This is a genomic window from Microcystis sp. LE19-8.1F (genome assembly GCF_027531715.1).
In the GTDB taxonomy this organism is placed as follows: domain Bacteria; phylum Cyanobacteriota; class Cyanobacteriia; order Cyanobacteriales; family Microcystaceae; genus Microcystis; species Microcystis wesenbergii_A.
In genome coordinates this window covers 1-11110 of sequence record NZ_JAPZSO010000068.1, presented here as the reverse complement: position 1 = coordinate 11110, position 11110 = coordinate 1, and the positions used below count along the sequence as shown (strand labels likewise).

The following is an 11110-nucleotide window of genomic DNA, read 5'->3' as shown; positions in this document are numbered from 1 at the left end:
TTTAGTCGGCATTCGTCCCTACAACGCCCTCGCCTTCTCCGGTCCGATTGCGGTGTTCGTCAGTGTCTTCCTGATGTACCCCCTCGGTCAGTCTAGCTGGTTCTTTGCCCCTAGCTTCGGCGTGGCTGGTATCTTCCGTTTCATTCTCTTCTTCCAAGGCTTCCACAACTGGACCCTGAACCCCTTCCACATGATGGGTGTAGCCGGGATACTCGGTGGTGCGCTTCTCTGTGCTATTCACGGAGCGACCGTAGAAAATACCCTGTTTGAAGACGGTGAAGGTTCCAACACTTTCCGAGCTTTTGAACCCACCCAAGCGGAAGAAACCTACTCCATGGTGACTGCGAACCGTTTCTGGTCGCAAATCTTCGGCATCGCTTTCTCCAACAAACGTTGGTTACACTTCTTCATGCTCTTTGTCCCCGTAACTGGTTTATGGATGAGTGCTGTGGGTGTGGTGGGATTAGCCCTTAACCTACGGGCCTATGACTTCGTTTCTCAGGAATTGAGAGCGGCGGAAGACCCGGAATTTGAAACCTTCTACACTAAAAATATTCTGCTTAACGAAGGTCTGAGAGCTTGGATGGCTCCCCAAGACCAACCCCACGAAAACTTTATCTTCCCTGAGGAGGTTCTCCCGCGTGGTAACGCTCTCTAATATCCCTACCGCTAGTGGTCGTGACCAAAGTTCCACCGGCTTCGCTTGGTGGTCTGGTAACGCTCGTCTCATCAACCTCTCCGGTAAACTGCTCGGCGCTCACGTCGCCCACGCTGGTTTAATCGTTTTCTGGGCCGGGGCGATGACCCTGTTTGAAACCGCCCACTTTATCCCCGAAAAACCGATGTACGAACAGGGTTTAATCCTGCTTCCCCACTTAGCTACCCTCGGTTTTGGGGTCGGTCCTGGTGGTGAAGTAGTCGATACCTTCCCCTACTTCGTCGCTGGTGTTCTGCACTTAATTTCTTCGGCTGTACTCGGTTTTGGTGGTATCTACCACGCTATCCGCGGACCGGAAACCCTAGAGGAATACTCTAATTTCTTCGGTTACGACTGGAAAGACAAAAACCAAATGACCAACATCATCGGTTATCACCTGATTCTCTTGGGTTGTGGTGCGCTGTTGTTGGTATTTAAAGCCATGTTCTTTGGCGGTGTCTATGATACCTGGGCCCCTGGTGGCGGCGATGTCCGCATCATCACCAATCCTACCCTCAACCCCGCAGTTATCTTTGGTTATCTGACCAAAGCTCCCTTCGGTGGCGAAGGCTGGATTATCAGCGTCAACAACATGGAAGATATCATCGGCGGTCACATCTGGATTGGCTTAATCTGTATCGCTGGCGGTATCTGGCACATTCTCACCAAACCTTTTGCCTGGGCGCGTCGCGCTTTCATCTGGTCTGGAGAAGCCTATCTGTCCTACAGCTTGGGCGCTCTTTCCATGATGGGCTTTATCGCCGCCGTTTACGTTTGGTTTAACAACACCGCCTATCCCAGTGAATTCTACGGTCCGACCGGTATGGAAGCTTCCCAAGCTCAAGCTTTCACCTTCTTGGTGCGTGACCAACGCTTAGGCGCTAACGTCGCTTCTGCCCAAGGCCCCACCGGTCTAGGTAAATACCTGATGCGCTCTCCCACTGGCGAAATCATCTTCGGTGGTGAAACCATGCGTTTCTGGGATTTCCGCGGTCCCTGGTTAGAACCCCTCCGCGGTCCTAACGGTTTAGACCTCGACAAAATCAGAAATGACGTACAACCCTGGCAAGTCCGCCGCGCGGCTGAATACATGACCCACGCTCCTTTAGGTTCCTTGAACTCTGTGGGCGGCGTTATCACTGACGTTAACTCGTTTAACTATGTGTCTCCTCGCGCTTGGTTGGCTACCTCTCACTTCACCCTCGCTTTCTTCTTCCTGATTGGACACCTCTGGCACGCTGGACGCGCTCGCGCCGCCGCCGCCGGTTTCGAGAAAGGAATTGACCGCGAGACTGAACCCGCATTGGCAATGCCTGACCTCGACTAATTTCGGTTAGTTCGATGGCAGCGGCTCCCGTCTAGTTGGCGGGAGCCTTTTTGTTGTTAATTTGCATGAGTAGAAAACGGGTTTCTCCGAGAAACCCGTTTTCTGTGCGTTACTCAACGGATTTAGTATCAGACGCAGCTAAAACACTCTCTAAAGCCGATAATAATCGTTGATTTTCTGCCGGTAAACGGACAGCTACCCGAAAATAATTGCTCCCCAATTCGGGGAAACTGAGACAATCGCGGATGAAAATTCGATGATATTTTAATAAAGCTTCCTGTAGGGGTAAACAGGAAGATTGAGATTGTACTAAGAGGAAGTTAGCGGCACTGGTTTGGGGCTGTAATTGCGGAAAATTAGCTAATCCCTGCCATAAATCCTCACGGGCCGCCGTTAACCAATCCCAAGTTTGTTGTTGAAAATCCCTATCTTCAATTGCCGCAATAGCGGCAACCACAGCCAAGTTATTCACCGACCAAGGATCGCGCCATTTTTGCCATTGTAACAGGCGATCGGGATGGGCGAGGACATATCCTAGACGTAAACCGGGGAGACTGTAAAATTTAGTTAGGGAACGCAAAATCACGAGATTGGGATATTCCGGCAAGAGAGATATTAAACTCTCCTGTTGTTGCGGGGGTAAAAAATCCATAAAAGCTTCATCCACTACCACCAAACCAAATTGCGATAGATAGGGACGAATGGCCGCCGCCGTCCAGAGTTTCCCTGTGGGATTGTGGGGATTATTGAGTAATAAGCCTTGTTTTTCGGGATTAACCGGCTTTAAAGTGGTTAAATCTAGGGAATGTTGGCAGATTTTCCCACCAAAACTTTTTAAGGCCCGTTCGTAATCGTTAAAAGCGGGTGTTAGTACATAAACACTATCAAATGAGGCCAATTCCCGACCGGCCCAGGTTAATAACTCAGCCGCACCATTGCCCGGGAGAATCCAATCCGGCCCGATATCATGCCATTGGGCGAGGGCAGAACGCAACTGCCAATACTCGGGGTCAGGATAACGAGTCAGACTGGTTAAATGGCTTTTAATAGCGGTTAGGGCGCTTTCTGGCGGACCGAGGGGGTTGATACTGGCAGAAAAATCGAGAATAGAGGAAACCGGACAGCCGGCAATGGCGGCTGCCCAGTCAAGATTACCACCATGTTTAGGTCTAGGCAAAAGACTTACAGCGCTCAAAACTCAACAGTAATTATTCCTTATCCGGGGCTACTCTGTCTTTAAACAGTTTACCGGCCGAGAAAGCCGGGACGCGAGTGGCTGGAATCTCCATCTTATCCCCGGTTTTTGGGTTGCGTCCTTCCCTGGCCTGACGTTCCCGGGCCTCGAAGGAACCGAATCCTACTAGGGTTACTTTGTCCCCCTCAGAAACCGCTTCGATAATGGTTTCGATGGCGGCAGTGAGAACAGCATCTGCTTGTTTTTTGGTGACAGAGGCTTTGAGAGCGATTTGATCGATTAATTCACCTTTATTCATGCGCTAACTCCTTGTTTTGCGGTTTTTCTGAGTTTAGGGTGGTTGTCAGTAGTTTATTATGGTTCCCCTGTTGAGGACTCGCCAGGATCGAGATCACTAAATAATGCCTCAAATCCCCATTGGCTATATATTCCACTGCATTATTCTAAGCGGGAATTGTCTCGATCGGAATCGCTGAAACCTTTAATTTATCTAGATTTCCCCTCGATTCCCCAGCAAGGGGAGAGACAAAAGGGAATAAGCGAGAGATTAACAGCGATATAAGCTAATAAAAAGAGATTAGCCCGCTAAATTGCTGATAAATATTCTCTAAAAGCGATAGGCATCCTAACTTCCCAAAAATCGTTCATCGGTTCTCTCAAAGATTTTTGACTAATTTTGCCACTAGAAACGTTAAAAAAGTTTACTAAAGCAATTTCTGCCCAAAAATTAAGGTTCGGGCTAAGGAGATGTTCGCTAGAATTGGAACTTATGATCGTTAAAAATATTCAAAAAAGCAGGATTTAACTGGAAAGTTTGCTATCATTATCTATTCAGCGACAAACTCGCATGGTGATTTACTGCTATCCCCTAGCCGATCTAGGTCAAAGCTTAAGACGTTCTTTTATTGTGACTTTTTTGGCAGTAATCGCCATTCTTGGCGGTCTGATTCCCGAATTTTCTTGGACGACGGAGGTGGTTAGTTTTCAGTCCTCCGCTTATACTCAAGATTTTACGGCTGACCAAATCAAACGTTATGCCAAAGCAGTTTTGTTGATCGAAACCCAAAGAAGACAAGCTTATCAGGCAATTTCGCAAATTTTAGGGAAAAGTCCCCCAGCAATTACCTGTAACCAACGGGAAAGCTTTAATAATCTTCCCGCTAATGCCCAAAGAATTGCCGTCGATTATTGTAATAACTCAAAAAAGATTGTCCAAGATAGTGGTCTGACTGCGACTGAATTTAACGCCATTACTAACCGGATTCGTACCGATGATAACTTGAGACGACGGGTGCAAAATGAGATGATTCGTCTGCAACGGGAGAATAAATAGAAAAAGTTCCTCAGTTTTTCGGGTCAAGCTGGAGTCAGGGCTACAATTAAGAATGTTTTTTCCCATTGACCACTACCATGTTAACTTTTACCGAGCGCTTACCACCCCGTCATACCGCTAGTCTACCTCCCCCAGAAACGGTACTTTTTAGCCTCCTACTTACGGCCGAAGAACGTACCCGCAGCCGTTATCGTCTCGACAGTCCCGAAGGTTTTTCCCTCTGTTTTCGTTTACCCCGCGGCACAATTCTACAGGACCGCGATTTCCTGCGGGGAGAAAACGGCGAAATTATTCAAATCATTGCTAAACCCGAACCAGTTATCACTATTACCGCCCCTTCAACCGATTTACTTCTCAAAGCGGCCTATCACCTCGGTAATCGTCATGTAGCCCTAGAAATTAATCCCGATTATCTCCGTCTGTCCCCCGATTCTGTCCTACAAGCAATGTTAGAAGGTTTGGGATTAACTGTAACTGAAGAAATCGCCCCCTTTAACCCCGAAATCGGCGCTTATCAGCATTATCATGACCTGGAAGAGGCAAAAAAGGGATAGTTAAAAAAGAACGGAATTCGGTATCGGTCGCAGTTCCTAGAAAAGCCCTAGGGGTAGCTTGAGTATTTATACTTATTGCAAAATAGGTATGCTTTTCCTAACATAAAGTTGACTGGTAATCGTGCCGAACTAATTAGCGAAAATTTGGGTCTAAAGCCCTTTGAATGATGTTTTTATTGTATTCAGGAAGTTGAAAAAATGAAGACCAAATCGATCATAAGCTTACTATCTCTTAGCATTATAGGAATGTCAATCTATGCGGGTCAAGCTAATAGTAGTGATTATCGAGCCTTGACCCCTGAAGAAACATCACGGTTGACTGATGCTTTGCTAAAACAGGGTTGTAGGAATCCTAAAGCGATGAAATTTGATGTTGAGACTAACCTATTTGAAGCAGAAGATGCTGTGTGTGAGGGAGGAAGAAAGTATGATATTTACCTTGATAGAAACTTTAGGATTGTTTCAATGAAACCAGACTAAAAGATCAAATCCCTGAGAACCTTTTACTGGTCGCTGCGAAGATTACCGATCAGGTATAACAAAGCCATTCTAACAGCGACACCACTGGTAACTTGTTGGGAAATCAGACTAAAATCGGGATCGTCCATTAAATCGGAACTAATTTCCACTCCCCGATTCACAGGACCCGGATGAAGTACCTTCACCCCTGGTTGACAGGATTGCAAACGAGGACGGGTAATGCCAAAACTTTGATGATATTCGCGTAAACTGGGCAAAAGATTGGCAGTCATTCGTTCTTTTTGCAGTCGCAAGGTCATCACAAAATCGGCCTTTTCTAAAGCTGGTTCTAAATCCCAGTGGAGAAATAAGCGATCGCACAATTCCCCAAAATATTTCGGCAGTAGGGTGGGGGGGGCGGACAAATGTACTTCCGCCCCTGCCGTGGTTAAACTCCAGATATTGGAACGAGCGACGCGAGAATGGAGTATATCCCCGACAATAGCGATTTTTTTGCCCTCTAACAGTTCTAAACGGGGATTTTCGTCATCTAACAGACAACAGATCGTAAACAGGTCTAAAAGTCCCTGGGAGGGGTGTTCGTGTTGACCGTCCCCAGCATTAAGAACACTGACCCCCGACTGCAAACGATCCATTTCTGCGGCAATTAAATCGGGAACTCCCGACTGTTGATGTCGGATAACAAAAATATCCGTACCCATGGCCACATAGGTTAAAGCGGTATCGAGAATCGTTTCCCCCTTAGTCAAACTGGAACTACCCGGGGCAAAATTAAGAACATCGGCCGAAAGACGTTTCGCCGCTAGTTCAAAACTACTACGGGTGCGGGTAGAAGGTTCAAAAAAAAGATTTGTCACCACTTGACCTTGTAAGGCCGGCACTTTCTTGGTACGTCGGGAAAGAACTTCACGAAAACTAGAGGCCGTTTGTAGCAGGGTTTGGTATTCTTCCGGTTGCCAGTCTTGCAATCCCAAAATGTGGTGTCGGATCCAAGTGAAAGCCATAGGCGTTAAGGAGGCGGTAAAAACGGCGAATTTCGTCTATGCTATTGTAGGATTTCTTTGCATCAGGTTAATAAATAGGGTTTATGAGAATTAATTTTTCCTTGTGTCAGATCACTCTTGCGATCGCTTTATTTCTCAATCCCTTGCCGGCGATCGTTGCCCAGACTGCCACCTCTGGGGAAATGGTATCACCGACCACGGGCATTAATTACACTCGCCTGCAAAATTTCCTCGCTCAACAAAATTGGCGGCAAGCTAACGATGAAACCCGTAATTTAATGCTGAAAGCAACCGGACGGGAATTACAGGGCTGGTTTACCATGGAAGACCTGCAAAAATTGGCCTGTTGGGATCTGCAAAAGATGGATCAACTCTGGAAAGAAGCTTCCGGGGGTCGTTTTAGTTTCAGTACCCAATTTCGCATTTTTATCGAGACGGGTAATCGACCGGGGCGCTTAGTGGCGATCGAAAATTTTCAAACTTTTGGCGATCGCATCGGTTGGCGTAAAGATGGTGATTGGATTATTTTTAAAGAAAATCTTAACTATACCCTCAATGCTCCCGTCGGTCATCTGCCGGCGCCCCGGGACGAATATCAGATCGCCGGTGGTCGCCTAGAATACACCACCCTCGCCCAAAGATTAGTCACCTGTAATATTGTTAGCTTAGGGCAAAGCAAACAATAGACCTCTTGTAAAAATCAAAAATTGTTGTTAGGGTTAGGAGTCAGTAGTCAGTAGTCAGTAGTCAGGAGAATTAAGAATGAACAATAATCAATTAAATAGTCTATTTACGGATTTTATGCCATTTAATCCTTATTTTTGCCGTTTTTGAACCCTCAAAAATTAATTATGCCAGAGGTTTAATAATCACGGCGATCAATTCTGTAGAATAAAATTTAAGGAAAAGCTTCTCTCCTCATCTTCCTCTTCCTTTTCCGATTTACTAGCACTTTTTCCGCTAAAAACCCCTAAATTTAACAATGATTAAACGATCCGTTAACGTATCGAGAGCGATCGGTTCGTCGATCGCCGTTTCCCTAATTGTCACCGGTTGCGCCCCCCAATCCCCTCAAGCCACCGGACCGGCGGCTGTTCCCGTCAAACTGCAAACCCTCGGCACCGACAAATTAGTGCAAAGTAGCGAATTTGTGGGTACTTTGATCGCCCAAGAGCGTGTTAGCGTCTCCCCTCAGATTACCGGTCGGATTCGGTCTATTTTCGTTAAATCTGGCGATCAGGTAACTCAGGGACAAAAAATCGCCGAATTGGATCCCGAACAACAACAGCAACAGGTAAACGCTGGCATCGGCCAGGTAAATTCGGCCAAAGCGAACCTCAACGGGTCTGAAGCAGATTTAAGGCAAAGACAAGCGCAAGCGAGGGCAAATAAAGCCCAAATTGCCCAGAATCGGGCTAATGTGGCTAATGCCGAAGCTAATGTGAAAAGTCAGATCGCCACCTTGAGCGCCGCCGAAGCCGATTTACAGAGAGCGAGAGCTAATTTAGATTTAGCGGAAAAAAACCTAACAAGAGCCGAATTTCTGGTTAAACAAGGCGCACAGCCCCAACAGGACTTAGATGATCGCCGCCGCGACATTCAGGCCGCCAGGGCGGAAGTAGAGGCCCGGTCTAAAAATCGTGATGCGGCCCGTCAACAGGTGACGGCGGCTAGGGCTACCCTACAGGCAAACAAAGAAGCATTAAATATCGCCATTCAAAACGAATTAGCGTCACGGCAACAGGTGGCGGCGGCAGCGGCAACAGTGAACAGTCGTCAAGCGGCGGTAGCCAGCGCCGAGGGGCAATTAGGGGCGACGCGTCAGAATTTAGTTTTTAACACCATTACCGCCCCGATTGATGGTTTTGTCGGCGATTTTAATCAAAGAAAAGTCGGCGATATTATCTCCCTGGGTGAAGAATTAACCTCGTTGACTAACAATAAAACTTTGGAACTAAATGTGCAGATTCCCGTGGAATTACAACCGCGTCTGCGCGTCGGGTTGCCCGTGGAAATTATTAATCCCGATGGCAGCCCGGGCGTTCGCGGTCAAGTAACTTTTATTTCCCCCACCGTTTCCCAAGCTACCCAATCGGTTTTAGTGAAATTTGCCTTTACTAATGATGGCAGTCTTCGCAATAACCAATATGTGCGGACGCGGTTAATTTGGGATCAAAAACCGGGGGTATTAGTTCCCACCACGGCAGTGACTAGCATCGGAGCGCAAAATTTTGTTTTTGTGGCCGAAAAAGAAAAGGCTAAAGAAGGTCAAGAAAATGCCAAGGAGCGTTTAGTGGTCAGACAAAAACCAATTCAAGTCGGCACGATTCAAGGGCAAGCTTATCAGGTTATTTCTGGAGTAAATGCCGGGGAAAGAATTGCTATTAATAATATTCTTTCTCTCCGAGATGGTACAGCTATAACTGTTAGTCAGCAGTAATTTTTATGAGTAATTCGATTACCGTTCGTCCCCTGTCAGCGCAACTAATTACCGCCGAGAGTTTCCGTCCCTACGGTCAATTAATAACCCCTAGCCATGACGGGAAACTGTTTGATGAAAGCGATGCACAACTGCATTTAAAAAACGGTGTGCCACGCTTTTATATTATGCGTTTACAGACTCGCGGACGTAAATTTAAGCGAATTACTCGTCATAGTCAATGTACCCAATGTCTCGGTTCTTTGGGGGGGCAAGAGTGGTTTTTAGGAGTGGCCCCCCCTAGTCCTCATCCTCAACCGGATTTAGAAAAATTAAAGGTTTTTCGCATCCCCGGGGACTGTTTTATTAAATTAGAGGTGGGAACTTGGCACGCTGGCCCACTTTTTGATCAACCAGCGATCAATTTTTATAATCTCGAATTGAGCGATACTAATATTGTCGATCATTTTACCTATAATTTTGCCCAAGAGCAGTCAATAGAATTTGAGATTGTTGATTGAAAAAAATAATTTTTTACTTAACTTTTCGCAATCCTTTAGATAGATAGGCAACGAAAAAAGCTAACACTCCCGTCATCCCTACCTCAAAATAATTGGACATGAGAATAGCGGTAAAAAAAAGGAGCAAGATAATTAATATAGTCCGCTTTTGTTCAGATAATTTCATCTCTAATTGCCTCTAATTCGCTTTTAATACTTAATGGTTGATAACCCAAAGAAAAAGCGAGAGAACTATCAAGAGAAACATCCTGGGGACGGGGCGCACTCATGGGAACATCTGACTGTAAACAGGGTTTTATTTGTTCTCTGGGAATATTAAAAACTGCCGTCATTAGTAAACCAAATTGATAACGAGAAACTCTTTCTTTACCCCCCAGATGAATAATCCCTTGCACTTTTTCTAGGGCTAAAAGTAACCCATTCACCGCACTATTAACCCCAACAGCTGTACGATATTCATCGGTAAATAGAGATAGTTCTTTTCCCTCTTGGAGGGTTTTTAAAAAGGGTTGCAGAAAACTATTAGCGCTGGGAGAAGGGGAACCAAACATCAAAGGCATTCGACAAATGGCAGCCCGAGGATATATTGCTAAAATACCCTTTTCTGCCGCTACTTTTTGCTCACCATAGACACTGACGGGAGAAACGGGATCATTTTCGGAATAGGGGGCATTTTTACCATCAAAAACTAAATCGGTAGAGGTAAAAACTAGCGGTATTTGATATTGACTACATAAACGGGCAATTTCTAGAGAAGCTGTCAGATTAATTGCCTCGGATGCTTGGGGAAATTCTTGACAGAGATTCGGTTTTGATTGGGCAGCCCCATGAATTACTGCGTCGGGTTTAATCTGTTGAAAAAGTTCTTTAACTGCGGCTAAATCTGTTAAGTTAATTTTAATTAAATTCGGGTCATTACTATTGACATTGTGATTAAAATATGTACCAAAACTTGCCCAAGATGAGCGAGTTTTTTGGTAAATATGCCAACCTAAAAACCCACTAACTCCAGTGATTAACAGCGTTTTCATAGTTTAGAGATTAAATCCTTTTTCGTAGGCTAAAAACTGCACTTGTGGTTCCAAAGGTTCACTAACTAAACCAATTCCTGCAAATCCCCATCGCTGCATCAATCCTTTTAATTGTGTTCCTGAGAGAGTTTCCACAGAAAAATTATTGGCTAAATCATTAGCATGGGTATTGATATAACTTAAAGCATCATAGGATTCTTTAAACAGAAGCAGATAACTAGCTGGAGTTTCGCTTTCACCTTTTCTCAGACGCGCTACTAGGTATTGTCCGTCTTGTTTTGACCTGAGTAAATAATGTGTAGTTGCTAACATAGTTTATTAAGTGAAAAGTGAAAAGGAAAAAAGGGGTTGGGTGGGGGTACATCCCATTTTTGTAAATCTACTGAGTTGGGATTTTTAAAGGGAAACTATCTTCTAAAATTGGTCATTACTTCCGATTTTACCACTCAATCCAAGCCTTTGGGGGGTTCTACCCCCCAAACCCCCCGTTGGGGGCGTGGCGCCGCCCCCAAACCCCCCCCGCATTAGTTTTTCGGTGGGATGCTTACA

14 protein-coding genes are annotated in these 11110 nt (G+C 45.7%); 8 read left to right on the top strand and 6 right to left on the bottom strand.

Annotation, left to right across the window (positions count from 1 at the left end; genetic code table 11):
* Both O9334_RS07475 and psbC read left to right on the top strand, forming a co-directional pair.
* Positions 1-658 (top strand): photosynthetic reaction center family protein (locus O9334_RS07475; RefSeq protein ID WP_502846539.1); only part of this gene is annotated, 658 nt, incomplete at its 5' end.
* Positions 642-2024 (top strand): photosystem II reaction center protein CP43, encoded by a 1383-nt coding sequence (gene psbC, locus O9334_RS07470; protein WP_002801320.1) that lies wholly within the window; start codon positions 642-644, stop codon positions 2022-2024. The genes O9334_RS07475 and psbC, both read left to right, overlap by 17 nt.
* 109 nt (positions 2025-2133) lie before the next feature.
* Here psbC and cobD read toward each other — a convergent pair whose 3' ends face one another.
* Together cobD and hbs are read right to left on the bottom strand one after the other, a co-directional pair.
* Positions 2134-3201: a threonine-phosphate decarboxylase CobD gene (cobD, locus tag O9334_RS07465; protein WP_045358684.1), complete on the bottom strand. Its 1068-nt coding sequence runs from the start codon at positions 3199-3201 to the stop codon at positions 2134-2136.
* 31 nt (positions 3202-3232) lie between these two features.
* Positions 3233-3517 (bottom strand): non-specific DNA-binding protein Hbs, encoded by a 285-nt coding sequence (hbs, locus tag O9334_RS07460; RefSeq protein ID WP_002759570.1) that lies wholly within the window; start codon positions 3515-3517, stop codon positions 3233-3235.
* Between the two features lie 549 nt (positions 3518-4066).
* On the opposite strand from hbs, the gene O9334_RS07455 reads away from it, so the two are divergent.
* The 3 genes from O9334_RS07455 (at position 4067) to O9334_RS07445 (ending at position 5586) form a co-directional block, all read left to right on the top strand.
* Positions 4067-4552 carry a DUF4168 domain-containing protein gene (locus tag O9334_RS07455; protein WP_045358662.1) on the top strand — a complete coding sequence of 162 codons (486 nt, stop codon included), beginning with the start codon at positions 4067-4069 and terminating at the stop codon, positions 4550-4552.
* Positions 4553-4629: 77 nt separating this feature from the next.
* Complete coding sequence (gene ureE / locus O9334_RS07450) at positions 4630-5106, top strand: urease accessory protein UreE (protein WP_045358663.1); 477 nt, start codon at positions 4630-4632, stop codon at positions 5104-5106.
* Between the two features lie 198 nt (positions 5107-5304).
* Positions 5305-5586 carry a hypothetical protein gene (locus O9334_RS07445; RefSeq protein ID WP_287732834.1) on the top strand — a complete coding sequence of 94 codons (282 nt, stop codon included), beginning with the start codon at positions 5305-5307 and terminating at the stop codon, positions 5584-5586.
* A 23-nt stretch (positions 5587-5609) separates the two neighbouring features.
* On the opposite strand, the gene O9334_RS07440 is transcribed toward O9334_RS07445, so the two are convergent.
* On the bottom strand, positions 5610-6590 hold the full coding sequence (locus tag O9334_RS07440; protein ID WP_045358665.1) for an aspartate carbamoyltransferase catalytic subunit: 981 nt from the start codon (positions 6588-6590) through the stop codon (positions 5610-5612).
* Positions 6591-6673: 83 nt separating this feature from the next.
* Here O9334_RS07440 and O9334_RS07435 point away from each other — a divergent pair, with 83 nt between their 5' ends.
* The 3 genes from O9334_RS07435 to O9334_RS07425 all read left to right on the top strand — a co-directional run bounded on the left by O9334_RS07435 (position 6674) and on the right by O9334_RS07425 (position 9530).
* The gene (locus O9334_RS07435) at positions 6674-7276 is read left to right on the top strand and encodes a GUN4 domain-containing protein (protein ID WP_045358666.1); all 603 of its coding nucleotides are present in this window, start codon (positions 6674-6676) and stop codon (positions 7274-7276) included.
* 296 nt (positions 7277-7572) lie between these two features.
* The gene (locus O9334_RS07430; RefSeq protein ID WP_287999766.1) at positions 7573-9030 is read left to right on the top strand and encodes an efflux RND transporter periplasmic adaptor subunit; all 1458 of its coding nucleotides are present in this window, start codon (positions 7573-7575) and stop codon (positions 9028-9030) included.
* Positions 9031-9035: 5 nt separating this feature from the next.
* Complete coding sequence (locus tag O9334_RS07425) at positions 9036-9530, top strand: ureidoglycolate lyase (protein ID WP_287999765.1); 495 nt, start codon at positions 9036-9038, stop codon at positions 9528-9530.
* 13 nt (positions 9531-9543) lie between these two features.
* Here the strand turns inward: O9334_RS07425 and O9334_RS07420 are convergent, their stop codons facing one another.
* The 3 genes from O9334_RS07420 to O9334_RS07410 are packed head-to-tail and all read right to left on the bottom strand — an operon-like array spanning position 9544 to position 10873.
* Entirely contained in the window at positions 9544-9696 is a 153-nt protein-coding gene (locus tag O9334_RS07420) for a hypothetical protein (RefSeq protein ID WP_190380894.1), read from the bottom strand.
* Positions 9683-10561 carry an SDR family oxidoreductase gene (locus O9334_RS07415; RefSeq protein ID WP_045358669.1) on the bottom strand — a complete coding sequence of 293 codons (879 nt, stop codon included), beginning with the start codon at positions 10559-10561 and terminating at the stop codon, positions 9683-9685. The genes O9334_RS07420 and O9334_RS07415 overlap by 14 nt, the downstream gene beginning before the upstream one ends.
* 3 nt (positions 10562-10564) lie before the next feature.
* Complete coding sequence (locus O9334_RS07410; protein ID WP_045358670.1) at positions 10565-10873, bottom strand: hypothetical protein; 309 nt, start codon at positions 10871-10873, stop codon at positions 10565-10567.
* Positions 10874-11110: the final 237 nt, after the last annotated feature.